The sequence below is a fragment of the Mycobacterium asiaticum genome (genome assembly GCF_001668675.1).
GTDB lineage: Bacteria > Actinomycetota > Actinomycetes > Mycobacteriales > Mycobacteriaceae > Mycobacterium > Mycobacterium asiaticum_D.
Genome location: NZ_LZKQ01000324.1, coordinates 17576 through 42992, shown reverse-complemented (window position 1 = coordinate 42992; position 25417 = coordinate 17576). Strand labels below are relative to the sequence as shown.

The 25417-nt window shown below is 67.6% G+C and carries 23 protein-coding genes and 2 pseudogenes; 13 read left to right on the top strand and 12 right to left on the bottom strand.

The window, feature by feature from the left end:
- Positions 1-2 precede the first annotated feature (2 nt).
- Genes A9X01_RS26675 through A9X01_RS26650 form a run of 6 tightly spaced genes read right to left on the bottom strand, consistent with a single transcriptional unit; the run spans position 3 to position 5396 of the window.
- A complete protein-coding gene (locus A9X01_RS26675; protein WP_065123581.1) occupies positions 3-590 on the bottom strand; it encodes a suppressor of fused domain protein in 588 nt (195 codons plus the stop codon).
- Positions 587-1759 carry an ABC transporter ATP-binding protein gene (locus tag A9X01_RS26670; protein WP_065123580.1) on the bottom strand — a complete coding sequence of 391 codons (1173 nt, stop codon included), beginning with the start codon at positions 1757-1759 and terminating at the stop codon, positions 587-589. Before A9X01_RS26670 ends, A9X01_RS26675 begins: the two co-directional genes overlap by 4 nt.
- Positions 1760-1763: 4 nt before the next feature.
- Entirely contained in the window at positions 1764-2588 is an 825-nt protein-coding gene (locus A9X01_RS26665; RefSeq protein ID WP_065123593.1) for a carbohydrate ABC transporter permease, read from the bottom strand.
- Positions 2589-2592: 4 nt separating this feature from the next.
- Positions 2593-3474, bottom strand: coding sequence for a carbohydrate ABC transporter permease (locus A9X01_RS26660; RefSeq protein ID WP_065123579.1), 882 nt, complete (start codon positions 3472-3474; stop codon positions 2593-2595).
- Entirely contained in the window at positions 3471-4877 is a 1407-nt protein-coding gene (locus tag A9X01_RS26655; RefSeq protein WP_065123578.1) for an extracellular solute-binding protein, read from the bottom strand. Before A9X01_RS26655 ends, A9X01_RS26660 begins: the two co-directional genes overlap by 4 nt.
- A gap of 3 nt (positions 4878-4880) precedes the next feature.
- The gene (locus tag A9X01_RS26650; RefSeq protein WP_036357647.1) at positions 4881-5396 is read right to left on the bottom strand and encodes a YflT domain-containing protein; all 516 of its coding nucleotides are present in this window, start codon (positions 5394-5396) and stop codon (positions 4881-4883) included.
- A gap of 117 nt (positions 5397-5513) precedes the next feature.
- Between A9X01_RS26650 and A9X01_RS26645 the strand changes: the two genes are divergently transcribed.
- The 6 genes and pseudogenes from A9X01_RS26645 to A9X01_RS30230 all read left to right on the top strand — a co-directional run.
- On the top strand, positions 5514-5978 hold the full coding sequence (locus A9X01_RS26645) for a DUF4190 domain-containing protein (protein ID WP_065123577.1): 465 nt from the start codon (positions 5514-5516) through the stop codon (positions 5976-5978).
- Between the two features lie 51 nt (positions 5979-6029).
- Positions 6030-7337: a magnesium transporter MgtE N-terminal domain-containing protein gene (locus tag A9X01_RS26640; RefSeq protein ID WP_065123576.1), complete on the top strand. Its 1308-nt coding sequence runs from the start codon at positions 6030-6032 to the stop codon at positions 7335-7337.
- Positions 7334-7840 carry a DUF1003 domain-containing protein gene (locus tag A9X01_RS26635; RefSeq protein ID WP_065123575.1) on the top strand — a complete coding sequence of 169 codons (507 nt, stop codon included), beginning with the start codon at positions 7334-7336 and terminating at the stop codon, positions 7838-7840. The genes A9X01_RS26640 and A9X01_RS26635 overlap by 4 nt, the downstream gene beginning before the upstream one ends.
- Positions 7841-7956: 116 nt before the next feature.
- Positions 7957-9444, top strand: a complete 1488-nt coding sequence (locus A9X01_RS30955; protein ID WP_065123574.1) for a lytic transglycosylase domain-containing protein — start codon at positions 7957-7959, stop codon at positions 9442-9444.
- A 51-nt stretch (positions 9445-9495) separates the two neighbouring features.
- Entirely contained in the window at positions 9496-10641 is a 1146-nt protein-coding gene (locus tag A9X01_RS26625) for an Mrp/NBP35 family ATP-binding protein (protein ID WP_065123573.1), read from the top strand.
- 192 nt (positions 10642-10833) lie between these two features.
- Positions 10834-10899, top strand: a pseudogene (locus A9X01_RS30230) (twin-arginine translocase TatA/TatE family subunit); the annotation flags it as partial.
- On the opposite strand, the pseudogene tatB reads toward A9X01_RS30230, so the two are convergent.
- From tatB to sigE, 4 genes and pseudogenes are all read right to left on the bottom strand, one after another.
- Positions 10891-11142 (bottom strand): annotated as a pseudogene (gene tatB, locus A9X01_RS30225) (Sec-independent protein translocase protein TatB); the annotation flags it as partial. The pseudogenes A9X01_RS30230 and tatB sit on opposite strands and share 9 nt — an antisense overlap.
- Before the next feature lie 52 nt (positions 11143-11194).
- Entirely contained in the window at positions 11195-12709 is a 1515-nt protein-coding gene (gene htrA, locus A9X01_RS26615) for a serine protease HtrA (protein WP_065123572.1), read from the bottom strand.
- Positions 12710-12860: 151 nt separating this feature from the next.
- Entirely contained in the window at positions 12861-13253 is a 393-nt protein-coding gene (gene rseA / locus A9X01_RS26610; RefSeq protein WP_065123592.1) for an anti-sigma E factor RseA, read from the bottom strand.
- 152 nt (positions 13254-13405) lie between these two features.
- Positions 13406-14185 (bottom strand): RNA polymerase sigma factor SigE, encoded by a 780-nt coding sequence (gene sigE / locus A9X01_RS26605; RefSeq protein ID WP_065123571.1) that lies wholly within the window; start codon positions 14183-14185, stop codon positions 13406-13408.
- A 203-nt stretch (positions 14186-14388) separates the two neighbouring features.
- Between sigE and A9X01_RS26600 the strand changes: the two genes are divergently transcribed.
- Positions 14389-15066 carry an O-methyltransferase gene (locus A9X01_RS26600; RefSeq protein ID WP_065123570.1) on the top strand — a complete coding sequence of 226 codons (678 nt, stop codon included), beginning with the start codon at positions 14389-14391 and terminating at the stop codon, positions 15064-15066.
- Between the two features lie 4 nt (positions 15067-15070).
- Here the strand turns inward: A9X01_RS26600 and A9X01_RS26595 are convergent, their stop codons facing one another.
- Positions 15071-17185: a PPE family protein gene (locus tag A9X01_RS26595; protein WP_065123569.1), complete on the bottom strand. Its 2115-nt coding sequence runs from the start codon at positions 17183-17185 to the stop codon at positions 15071-15073.
- A gap of 165 nt (positions 17186-17350) precedes the next feature.
- On the opposite strand from A9X01_RS26595, the gene A9X01_RS26590 reads away from it, so the two are divergent.
- From A9X01_RS26590 to A9X01_RS26570, 5 genes are read left to right on the top strand one after another with little or no spacing between them, the layout of a single operon-like run.
- A complete protein-coding gene (locus tag A9X01_RS26590; protein ID WP_065123568.1) occupies positions 17351-17989 on the top strand; it encodes a TetR/AcrR family transcriptional regulator in 639 nt (212 codons plus the stop codon).
- Positions 17979-18902 carry an ABC transporter ATP-binding protein gene (locus A9X01_RS26585; protein WP_065123567.1) on the top strand — a complete coding sequence of 308 codons (924 nt, stop codon included), beginning with the start codon at positions 17979-17981 and terminating at the stop codon, positions 18900-18902. Before A9X01_RS26590 ends, A9X01_RS26585 begins: the two co-directional genes overlap by 11 nt.
- Entirely contained in the window at positions 18899-20536 is a 1638-nt protein-coding gene (locus tag A9X01_RS26580; protein WP_172832615.1) for an ABC transporter permease, read from the top strand. Before A9X01_RS26585 ends, A9X01_RS26580 begins: the two co-directional genes overlap by 4 nt.
- On the top strand, positions 20533-21207 hold the full coding sequence (locus A9X01_RS26575; RefSeq protein ID WP_065123566.1) for a methyltransferase family protein: 675 nt from the start codon (positions 20533-20535) through the stop codon (positions 21205-21207). The genes A9X01_RS26580 and A9X01_RS26575 overlap by 4 nt, the downstream gene beginning before the upstream one ends.
- Positions 21208-21233: 26 nt before the next feature.
- A complete protein-coding gene (locus A9X01_RS26570) occupies positions 21234-22913 on the top strand; it encodes a CocE/NonD family hydrolase (protein WP_065123565.1) in 1680 nt (559 codons plus the stop codon).
- A 28-nt stretch (positions 22914-22941) separates the two neighbouring features.
- Here A9X01_RS26570 and glgC read toward each other — a convergent pair whose 3' ends face one another.
- Complete coding sequence (gene glgC, locus A9X01_RS26565; RefSeq protein WP_065036575.1) at positions 22942-24156, bottom strand: glucose-1-phosphate adenylyltransferase; 1215 nt, start codon at positions 24154-24156, stop codon at positions 22942-22944.
- Positions 24157-24251: 95 nt separating this feature from the next.
- Here glgC and glgA point away from each other — a divergent pair, with 95 nt between their 5' ends.
- Complete coding sequence (gene glgA / locus A9X01_RS26560; protein WP_065123563.1) at positions 24252-25415, top strand: glycogen synthase; 1164 nt, start codon at positions 24252-24254, stop codon at positions 25413-25415.
- Positions 25416-25417 lie beyond the last annotated feature (2 nt).

The window sequence follows — 25417 nt, the reverse complement described above, 5'->3', positions numbered from 1 at the left end:
GGTCAACGGGGTTGAGCCGCGGGCCGGGTGGGGTCCAGCACGTCGACTCCGTCGGTCTGCCAGGCCTGGCGCATCGCCTCGGCGCCCTTCAACCGCACCCAGGCCGCCTCGGTCGCCGTGATCGGTGTGGCGCGCAGGAATTGCACCGGGTCGCGGGGCGGGTCCAGCGGCAGGTCGGCGATCTCGCTGCGGCCCAGTAACACCGCGGTGAACGGCACCCGGACCGACGGACTCGTCCACAGCGGCGAGCCGAGGTCGATCAGGGCATCGGGGACCAGCACGACACCGTCGACCGCAGGCGTCGCGGCCAGGATCGCGATGCTGCGCGCCAAACCAGTGGCCGGCTCGGGATTGCGCAGCGAGACAACGACTTCGGCTCGCGGACCCCGATCCGGGTCGGCCACCATCTCGGTGGGATCCGTCATCGGGTAGCGCGAGCAGCCCAGCGAGACGTAATGCACCAACCCGTCGGCGGAGAACCTCAGCACCTCGATCGGTTCGGCACCCAGGAATGTCACACTCGCCGAAGCGGGTTCGGTGTCGAAGTGGCCGCGCAGGTGGGCGCGCACCCGGTCCAGAATCTGCCTCACGTCGCGGGCGGCACGGTGAGGTTGACCCCGGAGTCGGCGTCGAAGACCGCGAGCTTGCGGGTGTCGAAAGCCAGCTCGACCGGTTCGCCGATGGCGGCCTTGGACTCGGTGGGAACCCTTGCCACGAACTGGTTTTCATTCACCTCCGACTCCGCGGCGACCTCGTCCAACCGCGCCGAGTGCACCTCGGGACCGCCGGTGGTGAAATACACGTATTTGTCCGAACCCAGTGATTCGACCAGATCGACGTTGACCTGGAAAACCAGCGAACTGATGCGCTGGTACCCGTCGATCAAAGCCGCGTCGTGGATGTGCTCGGGCCGCACGCCCACGATGATGTTGTCCGGCTTGGGGTGCTCGGCGATCACCTGCTGCAACTCCGGCGCCAACGTCAGCTCCCCGAACGGCAGTTCCAGGCCCATCGACGTCAACGTCGCGGGGAAGAAGTTCATCGCGGGCGATCCGATGAAGCCGGCCACGAACAGATTGGCGGGCCGCTCGTAGAGCTCGGTGGGCGTACCGATCTGCTGGGCGATCCCGGCGTGCATGACCACCACCCGGTCACCCAGCGTCATCGCCTCGGTCTGGTCGTGTGTGACGTACACGGTGGTGGTGCCCAACCGCTTCTGCAACCGGGCGATCTCGCCGCGCATCTGCACCCGCAGCTTGGCGTCCAGGTTGGACAGCGGCTCGTCCATCAGAAAGGCCTTGGGGTGACGCACGATTGCCCGCCCCATCGCCACCCGCTGCCGCTGACCGCCCGACAACTGCGCGGGCCGACGATCCAACAGCTCGGTCAGATCGAGGATTCGGGCGGTCTCTTCCACCTTCTGGGCGATGTCGGTTTTCGACATCTTGGCCAGCGTCAGCGGAAACGCGATGTTCTGCCGCACCGTCATGTGCGGGTACAGGGCATAGGATTGGAACACCATCGCGATGTCGCGGTCCTTGGGCGCCTTCTCGTTGACCCGCTCACCGCCGATGCGCAGCTCGCCCGACGAGATGTCCTCCAGTCCGGCAATCATATTCAGCGTCGTCGTCTTGCCGCACCCGGACGGGCCGACCAGAATGACGAACTCGCCGTCGGCGATGGTGACGCTGAGGTCTTGTACCGCCGGGTGACCGTCGGGGTAACTCTTGTTGACGTGTTCGAGCACAATCTCGGCCATCGCGCTATCCCTTCACAGCGCCAGAGGTCAACCCGGCGACGATCCGTCGTTGAAAGACCAGAACAAAGACAATGATCGGGATGGTGATCACCACCGCGCCGGCGGCGATCGATCCGGTCGGTTCCTCGAATTGCGAACTGCCGGTGAAGTTTGCGATCGCCACCGGGGCGGTGATGGCCGCCTTGGTGGCGGTCAGTGACAATGCCAGCAACAGGTCGTTCCAGGCGAAGATGAAGACCAGGATGGCCGCCGTCACCATTCCCGGGGCGGCCAACGGCACGATCACCATCCGGAACGCCTGAGCCGCCGTCGCGCCGTCCATCTTCGCCGCCTTCTCCAGGTCCCACGGGATCTCGCGGAAGAACGCCGAGAGCGTGTAGATGGCCAGCGGCAGCGCGAAGGTGATGTACGGCAGGATCAATCCCGGCCAGGTGTCGAAAAGCCCTAACGCGCGTTCGATGTTGAACAGCGGTGTCACCAGCGAGATCGCGGGGAACATGGTGATCAGCAGCGTCATGCCGACCAGTGCCCGCTTGCCCGGAAAGTTCAGCCGCGCAATCGCATACGCCGCCATCGCGCCGAGTGCCACCGCGACGGCAGTGGTGGTCAGCCCGATCCCGATGGAGTTGATCAGTGCCGAGCTGAAGAATTCGCCGCGGAAGATGCCCCGATAGTTGTCCAGTGTCACCGACGACGGAATCAGCCTGCCGTCCTTGACCTTTGACGTCGGCTTGAGCGAAAGGCTCAGAATCCACAGCACCGGCAGCAGCGCGTACAGGACCACCACGGTATCCACGACGACCCAGAATGTGGCGCGTCGCGTGCCCAGCGATTCACCTGTCACCGGCGTCACCTCCCGGAGCCGCGGCGCCGAACAGCTTGATGAAGACGATCGCGATCAGCCCCACGCACAGGAAGATCAGCACGCTGATCGCCGAACCCAGGCCCACGTTGAAGCCCTTGAACAGGTTGTCATAGCCCAGGATTGACACCGAACCGGTGTTGTTGTCCCCGGCGGTGAGCACGTAGATGTTGTCGAAGATCCGGAACGCGTCCAGCGTTCGGAACAGCAGAGCAACCACGACGGCCGGCTTGATGATCGGCAGGATGATCCTGGTCAGCCGCTGCCACGGGTCCGCGCCGTCGACCTGCGCGGCCTTCAACAGATCCTCGGGCACCAGCGCCAGCCCGGCCAGCAGCAGCAGTGCCATGAACGGCGTCGTCTTCCACACCTCGGCCAGCACCACCACCCCGAGCGACGGAATCTGTTGTGTCAGCGGGGCGCTCCCGTCGGGCAGCAGATTTGCCAGGTAGCCGGTGCCGGGCGTCCAGGCGTAATACCAGCTGTAGGACGCCACCACCGTGACGATGCCGTACGGGATCAGCACCGCGGTGCGCACCAGCCCCTTGCCGAGCATCGTCCGGTGCATCACCAGCGCCAGTGACAATCCCAGCACGAACTCGAGCGCCACCGAGACCACGGTGATCCCCAGCGTCACACCCAGCGCGGTCCACCAGTACCGGTCGGTCAGGATCGTCTGGTAGTTGCCCAGGCCGATGAACGCGGTGTCGTCGGGGGTGGCCAAGTTGTTGCGCTGCAGGCTCAACCACACCGCGTAGCAGATCGGGTAGGCCGTTACCGCCAGCATCAGGGTCACCGCGGGTGCGACCAGCAGGTAGGCCAGGCGCCGCTCGGGGGTCAGCTGCAGACTCACGGCAGCAGCCCCTTGCCGTCGATGGCCTTTCGCACCTCGGCGGCCAGCGCGTCGGCGGTGCGCTCGGGGTCGATCGCGGTGATCGGGCTCAGCGCCGATGCCAGCCGGATCGACACCGCCTGGTAGGCGGGCGTCGCGGGCCGCACCGCGGCGTCGGTGAGTTGCTGACGGATAGTGCCGTACATCGGGTACTTCGCCTGGAACTGCGGGTCGGAATACAGCGAGGTCCGCACCGGCGGCAGCCCGCCCTCGATCGCGACGTACTTCTGGTTCTGCAGGCTGCGCAGGCAGCGGACGGCGTCGAACGCCTCCGCGCGGTGACGGGTGGTGCCGGCCACCGCCAGATTCAGCCCGCCGATGGTCACCTTGGCACGCTGCCCGGGCAGCACCCCGGGGTAGCGGGCGAACCCGAACACCTGCTGGCTCGCGGCGTAGGCGAGCTGGAACTGCTCGTCGCTGGGCGCGAAGGAGCCGAACCGGTTGATGCTGCCGGCCAATTCGGGCAGGCGGTCGAGCGGCAGGAACGGCACCCCGCCCTTCACCGCGTTCTCCAGCATCGACGCCAGCACATACGGCCAATTGACCTCCAGCGCGGCCTTGCCCTGTTCGACCGCCAGGCGTGCGCTGCCCTCGTCGCTGCGGGTGATGGACGGGTCGGCCCCGGGCGCGGTGGCTACCGATTTCATGATCCGCAGCGCCGTCACGGTGGCCGCCCGGTGTGCGGGGGTGTCGGTCAGGGTGACGCTCTTGCCGTCCTCGGACAGCACCTGTCCGCCGGCGCTGGCCAACAGCGTGTTGAACCACACCACCAGGCCCTCGGCCTCGTTGGCCTGCACGGCGATCCAGCTCGGCTGCCCGGCTGCCTGCAGGCGCGTCGCCTCGGCGGCCATGCCGGCCCAGTCACGCGGCGGCATCCGCACCAAATCCGTTCGGTACCAAAGCAGTTGGGTGTTGGTGGTGACCGGCGCCGCGTACAGCCGGTGCTTCCAGGTGGCCGTCGTGAGCGGACCCGACAAGGTATCGACGCTCGCGTCGCTCTCGGCCCGGCCGGCGGGGTCCGCAGCGAGCGGCAGTGCCCACCCGGCCTCGGCGAACTCCGCGGTCCACACCACGTCGATGCCCATCACGTCCAGGGTGCGGTCGTGCCCGGCCAGCCGTCGGGCCAGCTGGAGCCGCTGTTCGTCGGGCGATCTGGCCAGGCTCACGTGCTGGATGCGGTAGCGGCCGTCGGCCTGGTCGGTGCAACGCTGTGCCACCGCGCGGAATGTCGCGCCATCGGTGGCCGGGGTGTAGAGGCTGATGACCACGCCGCGAGGGCCCGAACCGCAGGCGGGGATCGACGCGGCGATCAGCGCCGCCAAGACGGCCGTGCCCCACCGCCGCAACCGCCGGCGAGAACTCACGAGTCAGATCGCCAGACGTGCCAGCAGATCTCGCGCCTTCTCCGCGTTCTGCGGGTCGCAGAGCACGTCGTAGCGGCCAGCCACCAGTTGCATGGTCGAACTGAAGTCCCGGGTGCCGCGCGCCATGGCGTACGGCACCGCTGAGGTGATCAACCCGAAGAAAACCCCTGCGATCAGACCCGTGATCAGCGCGCCCCACGGATTGGGGCTGAAGAAGCCGAGCACCAGCCCGATGAACAGCCCCAGCCACGCCCCGCTGAGCACTCCCCCGCCGAGCACCTTGCCCCAGCTCAAGCGGCCGGTGACGCGTTCCACCTGCATCAGGTCAACCCCGACGATGGTCACCTGCTGGACGGGAAATTGCTGGTCGGAGAGATAATCGACGGCGCGTTGCGCCTCGGCGTAGGTCGGATACGAACCGACGGGCCAGCCTTTGGGCGGCGTCGGCAAGGCCGGCACGTTTCGCCGGCCCCCAGCCCCGCCGGCTGGCGGTTGTCCCGATTGAAATGGGCTAGTCATCGATCCTCATCTTTCTCCTGCCTCGGCCATCGTTTCATCTCGGCAACCGAAATGCACTCTCCGGGCTGCGCATTTGACCTGGGCGGGGGCCCCTGACCGTAGGCTACGTTGATCACTATGACATCGCCCGGCGGCTCCTCCGGCGAGCACGAACACCCCGCTGAGCAGTCGATCTACGACTCGCCGTGGGCAGTGCCGGGAGCCGCGCCAGCGGGCCCGGCGCCGCTGGATTACCCGCCGGACGGCGCGGCCGGGTACCCGCCCCCGTATCCACCTCCCATGCCGCCCCCGTACGGTGGCCATCCGGGCGGCTATTACCCCGGGTGGGAGTACGCCGCCGGGTACGGCACTCCGCGTTCGGGGACGAACAAAATGGCGATCACCGCACTGGTCGCGAGCATCCTCGGCGTCTTCTGCTGCGTCGGTTCGATAGTCGGGGTGGTGTGCGGCAACGTTGCCCTCAGCCAGATCAAGCGGACCCGCGAAGACGGCCACGGCCTGGCCGTCGGCGGCATCGTGATCAGCGTCGTGACCCTGCTGTTCTACTTCTTCGTCGTGGGACTGGGCGTGATCGGCGCCTGACCCCAGCCGCCCGAACCTGCCGACTCGCACCGGGCTGCCTACGCTTTCCTCATGGGTTCGGTCAACAGGGTGTACGTGGCGCGGCTGCCACGAATGATGGTGTTGGGTCCACTCGGCGAATCCTTCGGGCGGGTGCGCGACGTGGTGATCAGCATCAGCATCGTGCGCCAGCAACCCCGTGTCCTGGGGCTGGTCGTCGACCTGGCGACCCGCCGCAGCATCTTCATCCCGATCCTTCGGGTGGCCGCGATCGAGCCCAACGCTGTGACGTTGAGCACCGGAAGCGTTTCGCTGCGTCATTTCGAGCAGCGGCCGGGTGAAGTACTGGCCATGGGTCAGGTGCTGGACACCCAGGTTCGGGTCAACGATCCAGACCTGCCGGAGCTGGCCGGCGTGGACGTGGTGGTCACCGATCTGGGTATCGAGCAGACCCGTACCCGGGATTGGGTGGTGACCAGGGTCGCCGTCCGCACCAACCGAAGGCTGCGGCGACGCGGGCCGGTGCACGTCGTGGAATGGCAGAACGTACACGGCCTGACGCCCTCCGCCCTCGCCATGCCCGGGCAGGGAGTGGCGGAGCTGCTCGAGCAGTTCGAGGGGCGTCGCGCCGTCGACGTCGCCGACGCGATCCGCGGACTGCCCACCAAGCGCCGGTACGAGGTGTTCAAGGCGCTGGGTGACGACCGGCTGGCCGACATCTTGCAGGAACTGCCCGAACTCGATCAGGCCGAGGTGCTTGCCCAGCTGGGTACCGAACGCGCCGCGGATGTGCTGGAAGAGATGGATCCCGACGACGCCGCGGACCTGCTGGGCACGCTGAACCCCACCGACGCCGAAGTGCTGCTGACCCGAATGGATCCCGACGATTCCGACCCGGTGCGGCGCTTGTTGAAGCACTCCCCGGACACCGCCGGTGGTTTGATGACGTCGAACCCGGTCGTGCTCACCCCGGACACCTCGGTAGCCGAGGCGCTGGCCCGGCTCCGCGACCCCGACCTGACCCCGGCGCTGGCTTCCATGGTTTTCGTCGCCCGTCCCCCAACGGCCACCCCGACCGGGCAATACCTGGGGTGCGTGCACCTGCAGCGGCTGTTGCGGGACCCACCGGCCGAACTGGTCGGTGGAATCGTCGACAATGATCTGCTGACCCTGGCCCCTGAGACGCCGCTGGGCGCCGTGACGAGGTATTTCGCGGCCTACAACCTGGTGTGCGGACCGGTGGTCGACGACCAGAACCACCTGCTGGGCGCGGTCACCGTCGACGACCTGCTGGATCACCTCCTCCCGCACGACTGGCGGGTAGACGTGCCGCAGCTGGATCCCGCGGGCCGGCCGCCCCGGGGCGGAGGAGCGCTGTGAGCAACTCAGCTGCGCCGCGACGGCTGTACACCCCGCGGACGTCGCGCCGCTTCACGCCGCGGTTGGATCCCGAGGCCGTCGGGCAGATCACCGAGTCGATTGCCCGCTTCTTCGGCACCGGCCGCTATCTGCTGCTGCAGACGGTGTTTGTGGTGATCTGGATCCTGCTCAACCTGTGGGCCGTGCACTGGCGCTGGGACCCCTACCCGTTCATCCTGCTCAATCTGGCCTTCTCCACCCAGGCGGCGTATGCGGCGCCGCTGATCCTGCTCGCCCAGAACCGGCAGGAGAACCGTGACCGGGTCGCGCTGGAGGAGGACCGCCGTCGCGCGGCCCAGACCAAGGCCGACACCGAATATCTGGCCCGCGAGCTGGCCGCCCTGCGGCTGTCCATCGGCGAAGTGGCGACGCGCGACTACCTGCGCCACGAGCTGGAGAGTCTGCGGACCCTGCTCACCGAGCTGCAGGACGGCGCCGATCGACGGGCTAAGAAATCCAGCTGAGAACCAACTGGACCATTGCGCAACTCCCGTTACGAGAGTTATGTATGGTGATCTAGTTCACGAAGCTAACAAGAGGTCAGTTTCCCGGCGGCTCACTTGAATTGAGGACGGTCGACGTGCGAATAGGGGGACGCTGGGGTGCTAACCCAGTTGTCGCGAAGGTGCGGCAACAGGCACTCGGCGTGACACTGAAGCCGGTCTTCGGACTTGCGGTGATTTCCCCGTTGATCCTGGCGAGTGCGGTCGGCGCTACGGCTCCAACCTTTCACGGCAAGAACCAGCCGCTGCGCACGGCCATCACCCCAGTGGCAGCCGTCGGCCCGGCCCCCAAGGTCGACCTGTCCCGGCCGACCGTCATCTCCGCCCAGCGGGTACCGACCAGCTTCCACGTCGCGGCGGCCACGTCGTCCGCCCCGCCACCCCCGACCATTGTCAATTCACCTGGCGCGCTTGGCATTCCGATAATGGCGCTGTCCGCCTACCGCAACGCCGAACAGAAGATGGGCGCCGCGGCACCCGGCTGTGGCGTGAGCTGGAACCTGCTCGCCGGAATCGGGCGCATCGAGTCGATGCACGCCAACGGCGGCGCCACCGACGCGCGCGGCACCGCGACCAACCCGATCTACGGTCCCGCGCTGGACGGCACATTGCCCGGCAACGAGGTGATCGTCCAGAGCAACCAGGGCAACCGGGTGACCTACGCCCGCGCCATGGGCCCGATGCAGTTCCTGCCGGGCACCTGGGCGCGGTACGCCGTGGACGGCGACGGCGACGGCGTGCCCGACCCGCAGAACCTGTTCGACGCGACCTTGGCCGCGGCGCGCTACCTGTGCAGCGGCGGTCTGAACCTGCGGGATCCGATGCAGGTGATGGCCGCGATCCTGCGCTACAACAACTCGATGTCGTATGCCCAGAACGTGCTGGGCTGGGCGGCGGCGTACGCCACGGGCGTGGTCCCGGTCGACCTGCCACCGATCACCGGGCCGCCCCCGCCGATCGGCGATGCGCACCTCGAACATCCGGAAGGCCTGGGCCCGAACCTGCCGCTGAACGTCAACGGCCTGGGCGGCAACGACCCGATGCTGCAGCACATCCCGCTGATCGACTTCGGGCAGCCGCAGGTCATCTCGCAGTACCCGCAGTTGCCCCAGCAGTCGCCGATGTGGCCGTGGCTGCCGCCCGCGCAGCTGCAGCCGCCCCAGCCGGTGGTGACGCCGGGATGCACCCTGATCTGCCTGAGCTCGCAATCCCCCGAGTCGGCGCCACCGGGGATGGCACCGCCGATACCGAATGGGCCACCGATACCCAACGGCGGCATCGTCCTGGCACCGGCCGCTCCACCGGCGGCACCGCCCTTCCCGGACCCGTTCGCGCCGCCGCCACCGTTGGCACCGCCACCACCGCCGGCTCCGTTCGGTCAGCCGCCGGCCGCACCGGCCCCGGCCGCGCCACCGCCCGCAGCGCCGGCCCCTCCGGGCGCACCGGCACCCGCGGCTCCGGCGGGCCAGCAGCCGCCCAACGGATCACCGGCACCCAAGCCGGCGGGCCCGCAGCAGCCCAGCGCGCCGGCGCCGGGCGAACCGGTGCTCGCCCCGGTCAGCTGAGACCGACCGGCCTGAGCTGGCGCCGGTCCGCGCCGCCTACACTCGGCGGTGATGTCTGAAACCCACCACGACGACCTGACTGCGGCCATCCGCGCCGCCCTGGGCAAAGTCGTCGACCCCGAACTGCGACGCCCCATCACCGAACTGGGGATGGTCAAGAGCATCGACGTCGAACCGGACGGCGGCGTGCACGTCGCGATCTACCTGACCACCGCGGCCTGCCCGAAGAAGTCCGAGATCAGCGAGCGCGTCACCCAGGCGGTCGCCGATGTCCCCGGCACCGGTGCGGTGCGCGTCAGCCTGGATGTGATGAGCGACGAACAGCGCACCGAGTTGCGCAAGCAATTGCGCGGTGACGCAGCCGAACCCGTCATCCCGTTCGCCCAGCCCAGCTCGCTGACCCGCGTCTATGCGGTGGCCTCGGGCAAGGGCGGCGTCGGTAAGTCCACCGTCACGGTCAACCTGGCCGCCGCGATGGCCGCCCGCGGGCTGTCGGTCGGCGTGCTCGACGCCGACATCCACGGCCACTCCATCCCCCGCATGATGGGCACCACGGACCGGCCCACGCAGGTCGAGTCGATGATTCTGCCGCCGATCGCGCACGACGTGAAGGTCATCTCGATCGCTCAGTTCACCCAGGACAACTCCCCGGTGGTGTGGCGTGGGCCGATGCTGCACCGCGCGCTGCAGCAGTTCCTGGCGGACGTCTACTGGGGCGACCTGGACGTGCTGCTGCTCGACCTGCCGCCGGGCACCGGCGACGTCGCGATCTCGCTGGCTCAACTGCTTCCCAACGCCGAGATCCTGGTGGTGACGACGCCGCAGGCGGCCGCTGCCGAGGTCGCCGAACGGGCCGGCAGCATCGCCATCCAGACCCGCCAGCGCGTCGTCGGCGTGGTGGAGAACATGTCCGGCCTCACGCTGCCGGACGGCACCACGCTCCACGTGTTCGGCGAGGGCGGTGGCCAGCAGGTGGCCGAGCGGCTGTCCCGGGCAGTCGGCGCCGACGTGCCGCTGCTGGGTCAGATTCCGCTGGATCCCGCGCTGGTGGCTGCCGGCGACGCCGGCGTACCCGTGGTGCTCAGCACCCCCGACTCGGCGGTCGGCAAGGAACTGGCCCGCATCGCCGACAGCCTGTCGTCGCGGCGGAGGGGCCTGGCGGGCATGTCACTCGGCCTGGACCCGACCCGCCGCTAGGTTGCGCGACGCGGCACCTTTGGCCCAATCGCCGAGCGTGCGCTTTATGCACCGAAAACCCGCGGCAGGGGTACATAAGCCGCACGCTCGGCGCGCCGGCCGCGGAGCTCAGGTGGCGTCGGTATCGAACGGCGTGCGTTCGGGGGCCGGCGGCGGGGCGTTCTCGGCAGCGGGTCATCACTCTGCGATCTGATGTTCGCCAACATCGGCTGGGGAGAAATGCTCGTCCTCGTGGTGGTCGGGCTGGTGGTGCTTGGTCAGTGCGGCGCGTGGCGTCATCCCCCGCAATTTCTGCAGCTCACCGAGCTGGCCACGCAAATCGTCGAATTCCGGGCCCATGTCCTCACGCAGCTGATTGGACACGCCACTGAGGTAGTCGCGCGCCTGCCGCAGCGCACCCGCCGTCCACCGAATGGCCCCGGGCAGCCGCTCTGGCCCAAGCACCACCAGCCCGACCACCACGAGGACGAGCATTTCTCCCCAGCCGATGTTGGCGAACATCAGATCGCAGAGTGATGACCCGCTGCGCCCGGCCGCGCCGCGCTTGCTCTCATCACGGGCTCGTATCGGGGTCGGGTTTGACCGTCAGCGTCACATGCCGACCGTCGCGGACCACCTCGATCGGAGCGTCCTGGCCGATCGTCAGCTGCCGCGTCGCCACGACCGCCTCGTCGGAGTCGGCGACGTTGCGGTTGCCGATCTTGACGATGACGTCGTTCTCCAGGATCCCGCCCTTCTGGGCGGGCCCGCCCGCCTTGACGTTGGCCACCTGCGCACCGGAAGCGATCGCGTTGCTCACCGAACGGGTGGAGATGCCCAGCGTGGGATGCAGGATCTTGCCGTCCTTGATCAGCGTCTGCGCCACCAGCTTCATCTCGTTGACCGGGATCGCGAAGCCCAGCCCGCTGGCGCTGTCGGACAGCGACTTGCCGGCGGTGTTGATGCCGATCACCTGCGAGTCCATGTCGATCAGCGGACCGCCCGAGTTGCCGTGGTTGATCGACGCGTCGGTCTGCAGGGCGTCGATGACGGTGTCGGTGTCCGAGCCTTCACCCGACAACGGGACGGGGCGGTGCAGCGCGCTGATGATGCCGTGCGTGACGGTGCTGCGCAGGCCCAGCGGAGCGCCCGCAGCCAGCACTTCGTCGCCCACCCGCACCTTGTCCGAGTCACCGAGCCGGGCCACGCTCAGGTTGTTCACGTTGTCGACCTTGAGCACCGCCAAGTCGGTCTTCGGGTCGCGACCGACCAGGCTGGCCGGCACTTCCTTGCCGTCGTTGAACACCACCGTGGTCTTGAACTGGCTGGGGTTGTTGGCTGCTTCGGAGATCACGTGATTGTTGGTGACGATGTAGCCGCGGCCGTCGATAATGACGCCCGATCCCTGCATGCCTTCCTGGTCGCTCTTGGACTCGATGGTCACCACCGAGTCGGCGACGGCGGCTGCGACCCGAGTGAACCGGCCGGCCGGCTCCTCGGCGTTGCCCGCGGTCGACAGCGTCACCTTCGAGGTGGTGAACGCTTCCACGACTTCCGCGGTCTTGCGGCCGATCACCCCACCGATCACACCGATGACCAGCGCGATCAGCAGCAGCACCGCCAGGGCCAGGTAAGAGACCTTGCCGCCGAACAGCACGTCGCGCACACCGAGTTTGCCGCTGTGCTTCAGCTCCCCGTGACTGACCTGCGCGGGTAGCGCCGGGGTGCCCAGCGCGGCGGCGGCGCCGGGGTCGCGCCACGGGTCATCGGGTTCGTCGTGCTGGTCGCCGTTCTTCTCGGCCGCCAGCGCGCTGGCGTCGATGGGGTGACGTTGCAGCGTCTCGGTGCCGCCGAACGGGCGGCCGAAGGCCTCTTCCAGCACCGGGTCGGCCGGTTTGTCGTGCGGCCGGAATTCGGACTGTTCCTGAAACTTCTGTGGCCGCACCCGCTCGGCCACGAAGGAGCCTTGCTGGCCGGCCGGACGCCCGAACGCTTGCCGCGAGGCGGGGTCGACCGGCGGACGATAGATGGGCCGCGGCGCCAGCCGTTCGGTGTCCTGGCCGCTGTTCTTGCCTTCGTCGGAGGTCACGGTTCCTCTTCTAGATCCATTTCGAGCCCGATAACGGGCCATGTGCGCAGCGACACACCGGCACGAGGTTGTTCGTCCACCCTAGTATCCACGGATCCTGGACGGTCGACATGAACGCGCGCGCAGGCCGCCGGGGGTCGCAAAAGTCAAGCTAGCGGCGCTTCCGCTGTTCACGAGCGTCGGGCTCGGCAAAGGCATCCGACAGCGAGGGCGCATCTTCGTGCGGGTGATGCGGAATCTCGGACAGCAGCCCGAGCAGCGAGCTGGGGATCCGGATCGGGTGGGAGTCGCGCAGGGCGGCGCGGGCGCGGCTGTGGTCCTCCACCTCGGCAGCGCACTGGGGGCACAAGGACAGGTGGTGCGCGGCGCGCAGGTGCGCATTCATCCGCAGCTCGCCGTCTACAAACGCGGCGATGGCCTCTATTGACAGATGCTCGGTCGACCCGAAGCGGCGCGGCGCACCTATCGGCGCATCACTTTGGGAAGCGAACTGGGCCGGAAGCCAGGAGAACGCGCGGCGAAACACCTGCCCCCGGTCGGCCATCACCAGCTCCCTTCGCGCCTTTTCGAGCCATGGATATCTCGAATGTAGCGCGACGTTGTGCCTGATAACCATGTTCTACCTTCAAACCCGGGTATTTGGGACCAGTTGGCAACCATGCAGTGGCCATTCGATGATTCGGCCACGCAGGTTGCTCAGCTGGCTGACCTCAGCACGCGGTCCTCGGGACGCAGCCCGTGTTCGGGGTGGGCGGCCAGGTAATCCCGCAGAGCCTGACGCCCGCGGTGGATCCGGCTGCGCACGGTGCCGAGCTTGACGCCCAGCGTGGCACCGATCTCCTCGTAGGACAGGCCCTCGATGTCACACAACACGACCGCGGCGCGAAACTCCGGCGGCAGCGAGTCCAGCGCGGCCTGCAGGTCCGGCCCCAGCCGGGAGTCGTGGTAGATCTGCTCAGGGTTCGGCTCGTCGGCCGGCACCCGGTCGTAGTCGTCGGGCAGCGCCTCCATCCGGATACGTGCCCGGCGACGGACCATGTCGAGGAACAGGTTGGTGGTGATGCGGTGTAGCCAGCCTTCGAACGTGCCCGGCTGGTAGTTCTGGACGGACCGGAAAACCCGGATGAACGTCTCCTGTGTCAGGTCCTCCGCGTCGTGCTGGTTGCCGGAGAGCCGGTAGGCCAGCCGGTAGACGCGGTCGGCGTGCTGGCGCACCAATTCGTCCCAGGACGGCATAGCCGCCTTGTCCCCGGTCGCATCGAAAATCGCTGTGCCGAGCAGCTTGTCAGCCGGCTCAGCCCAGTCGTCGTCGCGCACCTGTTGGGGGTGAGACATGGTCGTGGTGCTCACGGTGGTGATGTTCACTTCCTTCTGCTTGTTCCTGACACCCAGGATCGGCATTTCCTCACTTTTCGAAACACGGAGATGCCATTCCGCATTCCCGTCGTCTTCACCCCACAGTGCGCCGCGTTCCATAGGACTCACCGTTGCCTACCCGTGTGTGGGCGAGGTAGGAGCAGTCTGAGCTTTGGCTGAGAAACCATACTGTTACCTGCGTTTTCCAGCGCATATTGGGTGTGCAATCAGGTCGGTTGCGGTGCGCCGGCCGGGCGTGTCGCCCTTGGCTCCACCGGGCGCGCCTGAAGGACGACCACACCCGTTCGGCATACTCTGCGGACATGGACGGCACCCCGACTTCCGGTTCCAACACCCCCGGTGAGGCGACCCGAAGCCGGGCCGAATCACTGGTGTCGCACGCCGAAGACTCGATCTCCGAGGACGAGATCCTCACCGGCGCCCGCGAACGGGCCGTCGACAGTGGCGCGGGCGCCGTCACACCCGCGGTCGGCGCGTTGCTGAGCATGCTCGCCAAACTCAGCGGCGGCAAGGCAGTCGCGGAGGTCGGCACCGGCGTGGGCGTCAGCGGATTGTGGCTGCTATCCGGCATGAGCGACGACGGCGTCCTGACCACCATCGACATCGAACCCGAATTCGTCCGGCAGGCCCGGCAGGTGTTCGCCGAGGCCCACATCGGGCCGTCGCGTACCAGGCTGATCAGCGGCCGGGCCCAGGAAGTGCTGACCCGGCTCGCCGACGAGTCCTACGACCTGGTGTTCATCGACGCCGATCCGATCGACCAGCCCGAGTACGTGGTGCAGGGCGTGCGACTGCTGCGCTCCGGTGGGGTCATCGTGGTACACCGGGCGGCCCTGGGCGGCCGCGCGGGTGACCCCGGCGCCCGCGACGCCGAGGTGGCCGCGGTGCGCGAAGCCGCCCGGCTGATCGCGGAGGACGAGCACCTGACGCCCGCCCTGATCCCGCTGGGTGACGGGCTGCTGGCCGCGGTTCGCGACTGAGGCGCTATCCGCGGTTGAAGAAGCCGGATTGGCCGACGCCCGCGTTGAAGCCGCCGGAATCGGCGGCGGGGCCGGTGTTGCCGACACCCGAACTGTGCTGACCGGAGTTCAAAAAGCCGGTGTTGTAATAGCCCACGTTTCCGAAACCGATGTCGTGATTACCGGCGTTGAAGAAGCCCACCTGCAAGCCGCCGGCTCCGCCGTTGAAGAATCCGGTGTTGGTGCCGCCGTCGCTGGCGTTGAAGAAGCCCACGTTGTCTTCGCCGCCGCCGGCATTGCTCCAACCCGAGCTGTACCCGCCGCTAGCCGAGTTGGACAGGCCCGAGTTGTAGTCGCCGACGTTGAAGAACCCGGAGTTGCCGGTCCCTGAGTTACCGAATCCCGAGTTGCCGCTGTAACTTCCGATCCCGCCGAAGCCGGTGTTGACGTTGCCGGCATTCCACAGACCGGTGTTGGTGTTGCCCGAATTGAACAACCCGGTGTTGGTGAAGCCGGTGTTGAAGAACCCGGTGTTGCCGGCCTCGCCGATGTTGCCCTGTCCGAACACGGGATCACTGCCGTTGCCGCCGGCGTTGAAGCCGCCGGTGTTGCTGATGCCGGTGTTCGACCAGCCCACATTGCCGAACCCGGCGTTGAACGACCCCACATTGTGATTGCCGGCGTTGAAGAACCCGACATTGTGGCCGAACAGCGAGGTGCCACCGGAGTTGAAGGCGCCCAGGTTGCCATTGCCGGCGTTCGCCAGGCCCATGTTGGTGCTGCCCGCGTTGAACGACCCGGTGTTGAAGCCGCCCGCGTTGAACAGACCGGTGTTGGTGGAGCCGCTGTTGCCGATACCGGTATCGGCCACACCCGAATTCAGCAAACCCAGGTTCTGGCTGCCGGTGTTGCCCAGCCCCCAGTTCGCGGTGCCCGAGTTGAACAGTCCGACATTGCCGCTGCCCGAGTTGAACAGTCCGACATTGCCGCTGCCGGAGTTGAAGCCGCCGAACCCGATCTGATGGTCCCCGGTGAGGCCGATCCCGATGTTGCCGTTGCCGGTGTTCGCGAAGCCGAAATTGCCGTCGCCCGTATTGGCCAGCCCGAAGTTGAAACTGCCGTTGTTGCCCAGCCCGACGTTCCAGCCGACGTTGTTGGCGTTGAAACCGCCAATGCCGATCTGATTGTTGCCGTTGAGCCCGATACCGATGTTGTTGTTGCCGACGTTGCCGAGGCCGATGTTGTTCAGGCCGACGTTCCCTACGCCGAAGTTGTTGCTGCCGAGGTTGCTGAGGCCGACGTTGAACGCCCCTGGGATACCGGCGACGGCGGTGGCCAGGTTTCCGTTGCCGAACCCGATGTTTCCGGTGCCGACGTTGCCGACGCCGACATTGAACGAACCGATATTGCCCAGGCCGAAGTTGTAGGACGCCGCGCCCGGATAGGGTTTGCCAACCGCCCCCAGGACGGCGTTCCCGTTGCCGGCGCCGATGTTGAACGAGCCGTAGTTACCCAGGCCGAAATTGCTTCCGCCGCTGTTGCCGCCACCGATGTTGAAGCTGCCGGTGTTGCCGCTGCCGAGGTTGAAGCTGCCGATGTTCCCGATGCCCAGGTTCAGCTGCCCCAGCACCTGCTGAAACGGCACCAGTTGCTCGGCCGCCGCCACGACGCCGCTGTAGTAGCTGGACATGGCCGTCACGTCCTGGGCCCACATCTGCTCGTAAACCGCCTCGACGGCGGCGATCGCCGGGGCATTGAACCCGAACAGGTTCGACCGCACCAACGCCACGAGCTGACTTCGGTTGGCGGAAACAAACTCTGGATGCACAATCGCCGTTCGAGCCGCTTCGAACACCGAAGCCACCGCCTTGGCCTGCCCGGCCGCGAGCTCGGCGTGGGCGGCGGTCGCGCTCAGCCACAGCGAGTACGGCGTCGCCGCCGCCATCATCGCCGACGCCGCGGCACCCTGCCACGATGCCGCGGTCAGCCCCGACGTCACTGCCCCGAAGGACGACGCGGCCGAACCCAACTCGGCCGCCAGCCCGTCCCAGGCCGCAGCGGCCGCGAGCATCGGCCCCGTCCCCGCGCCGGCGAAGAGCTGTGCCGAGGTGATCTCCGGCGGCAGCACGGCAAAGTTCATTACCCCCCCAATTGTCTGTGCGGCTTCCCTTGGCCCGGCACAACTTATCGAAAAGCACGCTGGCGCGGGTGCTTTGCGCCAATCCAGTTAGGCGCGTTGCGTCTGACGGACTTTTCCGGCGCAAAGCGCTTGACGTCGACTGAACATACGTTTAGTGTACTGAACATGCGTTCAGCCGACTTGACTGCGGTCGCCCGGATCCGTGATGCGGCGATCGAGCAGTTCGGCGAGCACGGCTTCGGCGTCGGGCTGCGCACCATCGCGGAGGCGGCCGGGGTGAGCGCCGCACTGGTCATCCACCACTTCGGCTCCAAGGACGGCTTGCGCAAGGCCTGCGACGAATACATCGCCGAAGAAATCCGCAGCGAGAAGTCCGAAACCATTCAGTCGAATGACCCCGCCACCTGGCTGGGCGCCATGGCGGAGATCGAGTCCTACGCACCGCTGATGGCGTATCTGGTCCGCAGTCTGCAATCCGGCGGCGAGCTGGCAAAGATGCTGTGGCACCGGATGATTCAAAACACCGAGGACTACATGGCGGAGGGTGTTGCGGCCGGCACCCTCAAGCCGAGTCGCGATCCGCAGGCCAGGTCCAGGTACCTGGCGATTACCGGCGGCGGCGGTTTCCTGCTCTATCTGCAGATGCACGAAACCCCGACGGATGTGCGCGCGGTCCTGCGCGACTACGCGCGTGACATGGTGCTGCCCGCCCTCGAGATCTATTCCGAGGGCCTGCTGACCGATCACACCATGTACGAGGCGTTTCTCGCTAGAGAAAACCAAGGAGAGGCAGATGTCAGTTAACCGCTCGGCGCCCATCGAGATTCGGGGGCTTACCAAGAACTTCGGATCCGTGCGAGCGCTTGACGGCCTCGACTTGACCGTGGGCGAAGGCGAGGTGCATGGCTTTCTCGGACCCAACGGCGCCGGCAAGTCGACCACTATCCGCATCCTGCTGGGCGTGGTGAAAGGCGACGCCGGTACCGCGCGCCTGCTGGGCGGCGACCCATGGACCGACGCGGTTCGATTACACCGCGAAATCGCCTACGTGCCCGGTGATGTCACGTTATGGCCAGCGCTGACCGGCGGCGAGACCATCGACCTGTTGGCCCGGATGCGCGGCGGTATCGACCCAAAGCTGCGCGCGGAATTGATCGAGCGTTTCGAATTCGATCCGCACAAGAAGGTGCGGACCTACTCCAAGGGCAACCGGCAGAAGGTCTCGCTGATCTCGGCGTTTTCCTCGCGGGCCCGCCTCCTGCTGCTCGACGAGCCGACCAGCGGGCTGGACCCGTTGATGGAGAACGTTTTCCAGCAATGTGTCAGCGAAGCGCGTGACCGCGGTGTGACGGTGCTGCTGTCCAGCCACATCCTCGCCGAGACCGAAGCGCTCTGTGAGCGGGTGACCATCATCGCTGGCGGCCGGACCGTCGAGAGCGGGTCACTGGAGTCCATGCGACACCTCAGCAGGACGTCGATCAAGGCCGAGATGATCGGCGACCCGGGCGATCTCACCCGGATCAGGGGAGTCGAAGACGTCAGCGTCGAGGGCAACACGGTGCGCGCTCAGGTCGACAGCGAAAGCCTGGGCGAATTGATCCGGGTGCTTGGCGACGCCGGCCTGCGCAGCCTCGTCAGCCAACCACCCTCCCTCGAGGAGCTGTTCTTGCGGCACTACAGCACCAACGGGTCGCGCGAGCAGGTGGCGGCGCGATGAGTACCGCCGTCCTGGATCGCCCCACCCAACACCGCGGGCCGCAGCGCAGTTCCAACTTCGCCGGTACGCTCGGTCTGCTCCGGCTCTATCTGCGCCGCGACCGGATTTCATTGCCGCTGTGGGTGTTACTGCTATCGCTCCCGCTGGGCAGCGTCTACATCGGCAGCATCGAGAAGGTTTACCCCACCCAGGCCGACCGGGCCGGATTCGCCACCTCGATCATGGCCAGCCCGGCGCAGCGCGCGCTCTACGGCCAGATCTACAACGACAGCCTTGGCGCCGTGGGCATTTGGAAAGCCGGGATGTTCCACGTGCTCATCGCGGTCGCGGTCATTCTCACCGTCATCCGGCACACCCGTGCCGACGAGGAGAGTGGCCGGGCCGAACTGATCGACTCGACCGCGGTCGGCCGCTATGCCAGCCTCACCGCGACGCTGCTGTTGTCCTTCGGAGCGTCCCTGCTGACCGGCCTCATCGGCACCACCGGGTTGCTCGCCACCTCTGTCCCGGTGAGCGGCTCCGTGGCCTTTTGCGCGGCCCTGGCCGCGTCCGGCTTGGTGTTCACGGCGGTGGCCGCGGTGGCCGCGCAGCTGTCCCCGAGCGCCCGAGTCGCGCGCGGCGTGGCGTTCGCCGTCCTGGGCACCGCATTCACCGTGCGCGCCGTGGGCGACGCGAGTTCTGGTGGACTGTCCTGGTTCTCACCCCTGGGGTGGTCACTGCAGGTTCGCCCGTATGCGGGTGATCACTGGTGGGTGCTGCTGCTGCACGTTCTGACGACGGTGGCGCTGACCGGTGCCGCGTACCGGCTGCTCGCCGGCCGCGATGTCGGGGCCGGCCTGATCGCCGAACGCGCCGGCCGTGGCACCGCCCCCGCCTGGCTCGGCAACGTTTTTGCGCTGGCGTGGCGGCTCGACCGCGGAGCGGTGTTGGTGTGGACGGTCGGCTTGGGCCTGTACGGCTTGTTGATCGGCAGCGTGACGCACGGCATCGGTGACGAGCTGGGCGGCGCGTCGGCGCGGGAGATCGTCGCGCGCCTCGGCGGCACGGGTGCGGTGGAGCAGGGTTTCATCGCGGTGGGGTTCGCCATGCTGGGCATGATCGCCGCCGCGTTCGCGATCTCCCTGTCCCTGCGGTTGCACCAGGAAGAAGCCGAGCACCGTGCCGAAACCCTGCTCGCGGGAACGGTTTCCCGCACCCGGCTGTTGGCAAGTCACTTGGTTATGGCGCTGGGCGGGTCGACGTTCGCGATCCTGCTGTCGGGCCTGGCCGCCGGGCTCGCCTACGGCGCCGCGGCCGGGGACATCGCCGGCAAACTGCCCACCGTCCTCGGCACCGCAGCCGTGCAACTGCCCGCGGTCTGGTTGCTGGCGGCGGTGACCGTCGCACTGTTCGGCCTGATGCCGCGCCTCACCCCCGCGGCGTGGGGTGTGCTGGTCGGCTTCGTCGCGGTATACCTGCTCGGTTCGCTGTCGGGCTCCCCGCAATGGTTGCTCGACCTGGAGCCGTTCGCCCACACCCCGCGGGTGGGGGCGGGCGCGTTCAGCGCCGTACCACTGGTTTGGCTGCTCGCGCTGGATGCGGCACTGATCGCGTTGGGCGCCATAGCTTTCCGCGGCAGGGACATGCGGTCATGAACATTCTTCTGAGAGCAATCGCGTCGGGACTGGTGGGCATTGCCCTTTTCGGTCTGGTCGTGTTCTATCCGGCAGGCACGCTCAACTATTGGCAGGGCTGGGTTTTCGTCGCGATATTCGCTGTCGCCACGATCGTGCCAAGTGCCTACCTGGCTCGGACCAACCCGGCCGCATTGCGGCGGCGCATGCACGCGGGTCCCAAGGCGGAGACCAGGACCGTGCAGAAGTTCATCATCGTCGCCGCTTTCGTGGCGTTCTTCGCCATGATGGCGCTCAGCGGGCTCGATCACCGATTCGACTGGTCCTCGGTGCCAACCGCGGTGACGGTGCTCGGCGACGTGCTGGTCGCGGTCGGCTTGTCCATCGCCATGCTGACGATCGTCCAGAACAGCTACGCGGCAGCGACCGTGACGGTGGAGGCCGACCAGCGGGTGGTCTCGACCGGGTTGTACGGCCGCGTGCGCCACCCGATGTATGTCGGCAACGTGATCCTGATGTTGGGGATTCCGTTGGCGCTCGGGTCCTACTGGGGGCTGGTGCTGTTCATCCCAGCAGTGCTCGTGCTCGTCTTCCGCATTCTTGACGAAGAGCGGGCTCTGGTTGACGGGCTCGACGGCTACCGCGACTACACCCATCGGGTGCGCTATCGGTTGGTGCCGCACGTGTGGTGATCGACACCACGTTCTAAGGTAACGGCGTGGCGCAACACCCGTCACCTGCCCTGGACCGGCCGTGGCGTCGACCCGGCGCCCTACGCTATGCGCGGGAGCGGATCCGCGGCATCGCCAAACCACCCGTCACCGTCACGGATCCACCGGCCGACCTGACCGTCGAGCGGGACGTTGAGGTGCCGACGCGCGACGGAACGGTGTTGCGCGTCAACGTGTTCCGGCCGCACGACCACACCGCGCTGCCGGTGATCCTCAGTATCCATCCCTACGGCAAAGACGAGCTGCCGAAGCGGCACCGCAGGAAATGGGCGTTCTCCCCGCAGTACCGGGCGCTGCGTCAGCCCGCGCCAGTGCGCTTTTCGGCGCTCACCAGCTGGGAGGCGCCCGATCCGGCCTGGTGGACGGCTCGCGGCTTCGTCGTAGTCAACGCCGACTCCCGCGGCTGTGGCCGCTCCGACGGAACCGGGAACCTGCTGTCCCGTCAGGAGGCCGAGGACACCTACGACCTGGTGCAGTGGTTGGCCGAACAGCCGTGGAGCGACGGCCGGGTCGTCATGCTCGGGGTCTCCTATCTGGCCATCAGCCAGTACGCCGTGGCGGCGTTGCAGCCGCCGGCGCTGCGGGCGATCTGCCCGTGGGAAGGCTTCACCGACGCCTACCGGGACCTGACGTTTCCTGGCGGCGTGCGCGAATCCGGGTTCACCAGGATGTGGTCGCGCGGCGTGCGGCGACGCACCCGTCAGCAATACGACCTCGAGCAGATGCAGACCGAACACCCGCTGCGCGACGACTTCTGGCGTTCCATTGCGCCAGATCTGTCGGCGATCGAGGTGCCGATGCTGGTCTGTGGCAGCTTCTCGGACAACAACCTGCACAGCCGCGGCTCGATCCGGGCGTTCACCCACAGCGGCGCGAGCCATGCCCGGCTCTACACCCACCGGGGCGGCAAGTGGGCCACGTTCTACTCGGACGAAGCGCGCGACGAACAGCTGCGCTTCTTCCGCGCCGTGCTGGACGGGGCGCCCGCCGGCCGCAGCGTCCGGCTGGAAGTGCGTGAAGACCGCGACACCGTCGTCGCGGTGCGCGAGGAGAGCGAGTGGCCCCTTGCCCGCACCCAGTGGCGGGCCCTGCACCTGGCCGGGGCCGGCCGGCTCGCCACCGATCCGCCGGCGGCCGCGGGCAGCATCACCTTCGAAACTCATTCTCGCGCTGCGGCATTCAAGTGGACGGTGCCCGAGGATATCGAGCTGACCGGTCCGATGGCGGCGCGACTGTGGGTGCAGCTGGATGGTTGTGAGGACGCGAATCTGTTCGTCGGCGTGGAGAAGTGGCGCAACGGGCGGCACGTCGAGTTCGAAGGGTCCTACGGTTATGGCCGCGACCGGGTGGCCACCGGGTGGCAGCGAGTCCTGCTGCGCGAGTTGGATGCCGAGCAATCCAAGCCCTGGGATCCGGTGCCGGCGCTGAACCGCATCCAGCCCGTCAAGCCGGGTGAGGTGGTCGCGATCGACGTGGCGCTGGGCCCGTCGGCGACGCTGTTTCGCGCCGGCGAACAACTGCGCCTGGTGGTTGCCGGCCGCTGGCTCTGGCCGCGCAACCCGTTGATCGGCCAATACCCCGCGGCCTACCCCGACCCGCCGCGCGGCCTGGTCACCCTGCGCTGGGGCCGGCGCTACAACTCCCACCTGCTGATCCCCCAGATATAGCGCGGGGAACGCAACCTCGCGCGGAGTGCTAGATCCAGACGCCCTTGCCCACGGCGACGACGCCGCCGCTGCTGATCGCGAAGCGCTCCCGGTCCCGCTCCAGGTCGACGCCGACCATCTCCCCCGGGCCGACGACGACGTTCTTGTCCAGGATCGCGTGCCGCACCACAGCGCCGCGGCCGACCCGCGCGCCAGGCATGATCACGCTGCCCTCCACGATCGCGCCGTCATCGACCACCACGTTGGACGACAGCACCGAGTTGCGCACCGAGGCCGCCGAAATGATGCTGCCGGCGCCCACCACGGACTCCTGGGCCGAACCGCCGTTGACGAACTTCGCCGGCGCCAGGTTCTCGGACTCCCCGCGGATCGGCCAGCGCTTGTTGTACAGGTTGAACACCGGGTGCACCGAGACCAGGTCCATGTGGGCGTCGTAGAACGCGTCGAGGGTCCCGACGTCGCGCCAGTAGGCCCGGTCGCGGTCGGTGGCGCCTGGCACCTCGTTGTCGCTGAAGTCGTAGACCGCGGCCATCCCATCGGCGACCAGCCGGGGAATGATGTCCCCGCCCATGTCGTGGTCCGAGTGGTCGTCGTCAGCGTCGGCACGAATCGCGTCGATCAGAACCTTGGTGGTGAAGATGTAGTTGCCCATCGACACGAAGGTGGCGGCCGGGTCATCGGGGGTCCCGGGCGGGTCGAGCGGCTTCTCGACGAAATTGCGGATCCGGCCCGATTCGTCGGCGTCGATGCAGCCGAACGCGGTCGCGTCGGCCCGCGGCACCCGGATTCCGGCTACCGTTGCGCCGGCGCCACTGTCGATGTGGAACCGCACCATCTGCTCGGGGTCCATCCGATACACGTGGTCGGCACCGAAAACGACTATGTAGTCGGGGTCTTCGTCGTAGATCAGGTTCAGTGACTGGTAGATGGCGTCCGCGGAACCGGTGTACCAGCGCGGGCCGAGCCGTTGTTGGGCGGGCACCGGGGTGATGTACTCACCGGCCAGACCCGACAACCGCCAGTTCTGGGAGATGTGGCGGTCCAGCGAGTGCGACTTGTACTGGGTGAGAACACAAATCCGCAGATAGCGGGCGTTGACGAGGTTGGACAGCACGAAGTCGATCAACCGGTAGGCGCCACCGAAGGGAACCGCGGGCTTGGCCCGGTCGGCCGTCAACGGATAGAGCCGCTTGCCCTCACCACCGGCCAGGACAATGCCCAGCACGTGTGGCGCTTCCCTCATGAGGTCAAACCTATCGGCAGCCGCAAACAGCTGCCACCCGCAGCCCCTCATCACCCGCGATGCCGGCTCTACTGCCTGCAAACTAACGTGCGGGTATGCGGGTGGCGATGATGACTCGGGAATACCCTCCGGAGGTCTACGGCGGGGCCGGTGTACACGTCACCGAACTGGTAGCCCAACTACGCAAGCTGTGTGCGGTCGACGTGCATTGCATGGGCGCCGACCGCCCCGGTGCCGTCGCGCATCAGCCCGACCCGCGGCTGCGCAACGCCAATGCTGCGCTGTCGACGCTGTCGGCGGATCTGGTGATGGCCAACGCCGCGAGCGCGGCGACCGTCGTGCATTCCCACACCTGGTACACCGGCCTGGCCGGGCATCTGGCCAAACTGCTCTTCGACATCCCGCATGTGCTGACCGCACACTCGCTGGAGCCGATGCGGCCGTGGAAGGCGGAGCAGCTCGGTGGCGGCTACCAGGTGTCCTCCTGGGTGGAGAACACCGCGGTGCTGGCCGCCGACGCGGTCATCGCCGTCAGCTCCGGCATGCGCGACGACATTCTGCGCGTCTATCCGACGCTGGATCCCAATGTGGTGCACGTGATCCGCAATGGCATCGACACCGACGTCTGGCATCCCGCCGGCCCGGTTCGCACCGGATCGGTGCTGGCCGAGCTCGGCGTCGACCCGCGCCGGCCGGTGGTGGCCTTCGTCGGGCGGATCACCCGGCAGAAGGGCGTCTCCCACCTGGTGGCGGCCGCGCACCACTTCAGCCCGGACATCCAGCTGGTGTTGTGCGCGGGTGCGCCCGACACCCCCGAAATCGCCGAAGAGGTGCGCTCCGCGGTGGCGGGACTGGCCGGCTCCCGCACCGGCGTGTTTTGGGTGCGCGACATGTTGCCGATCGGCAAGCTGCGCGAAATACTCTCGGCCGCAACGGTATTCGTATGCCCATCGGTGTACGAGCCGTTGGGCATCGTCAACCTGGAGGCGATGGCCTGCGCGACGGCGGTGGTGGCCTCCGACGTCGGCGGCATCCCCGAGGTGGTCGCCGACGGCGTCACCGGCTCACTGGTGCACTACGACGCGGACTTCCCCGACGCCTACGAGGCCAGGCTGGCCGAGGCGGTCAACGCCTTGGTGGCCGATCCCGCACGGGCACAGCAATACGGCCACGCCGGACGTCAGCGTTGTATCGAGGAGTTCTCCTGGACGCACATCGCCGAGCAGACGCTGGACATCTACCGGAAGGTGTGCGCGTAGCG

Bases quoted from the DNA above. Each gene is read 5' to 3' on its own strand.
- A9X01_RS26580 (WP_172832615.1), top strand. From the start codon at position 18,899: ATGAGTACCGCCGTCCTGGATCGCCCCACCCAACACCGCGGGCCGCAG.
- A9X01_RS26575 (WP_065123566.1), top strand. From the start codon at position 20,533: ATGAACATTCTTCTGAGAGCAATCGCGTCGGGACTGGTGGGCATTGCC.
- rseA (WP_065123592.1), bottom strand. From the start codon at position 13,253: ATGGCCGACCGGGGGCAGGTGTTTCGCCGCGCGTTCTCCTGGCTTCCG.
- A9X01_RS26645 (WP_065123577.1), top strand. From the start codon at position 5,514: ATGACATCGCCCGGCGGCTCCTCCGGCGAGCACGAACACCCCGCTGAG.
- A9X01_RS26670 (WP_065123580.1), bottom strand. From the start codon at position 1,759: ATGGCCGAGATTGTGCTCGAACACGTCAACAAGAGTTACCCCGACGGT.
- A9X01_RS26590 (WP_065123568.1), top strand. From the start codon at position 17,351: ATGCGTTCAGCCGACTTGACTGCGGTCGCCCGGATCCGTGATGCGGCG.
- A9X01_RS26640 (WP_065123576.1), top strand. From the start codon at position 6,030: ATGGGTTCGGTCAACAGGGTGTACGTGGCGCGGCTGCCACGAATGATG.
- glgA (WP_065123563.1), top strand. From the start codon at position 24,252: ATGCGGGTGGCGATGATGACTCGGGAATACCCTCCGGAGGTCTACGGC.
- sigE (WP_065123571.1), bottom strand. From the start codon at position 14,185: ATGGAACGCGGCGCACTGTGGGGTGAAGACGACGGGAATGCGGAATGG.
- A9X01_RS26595 (WP_065123569.1), bottom strand. From the start codon at position 17,185: ATGAACTTTGCCGTGCTGCCGCCGGAGATCACCTCGGCACAGCTCTTC.
- A9X01_RS26625 (WP_065123573.1), top strand. From the start codon at position 9,496: ATGTCTGAAACCCACCACGACGACCTGACTGCGGCCATCCGCGCCGCC.
- A9X01_RS26600 (WP_065123570.1), top strand. From the start codon at position 14,389: ATGGACGGCACCCCGACTTCCGGTTCCAACACCCCCGGTGAGGCGACC.
- glgC (WP_065036575.1), bottom strand. From the start codon at position 24,156: ATGAGGGAAGCGCCACACGTGCTGGGCATTGTCCTGGCCGGTGGTGAG.
- A9X01_RS26650 (WP_036357647.1), bottom strand. From the start codon at position 5,396: ATGACTAGCCCATTTCAATCGGGACAACCGCCAGCCGGCGGGGCTGGG.
- A9X01_RS26585 (WP_065123567.1), top strand. From the start codon at position 17,979: ATGTCAGTTAACCGCTCGGCGCCCATCGAGATTCGGGGGCTTACCAAG.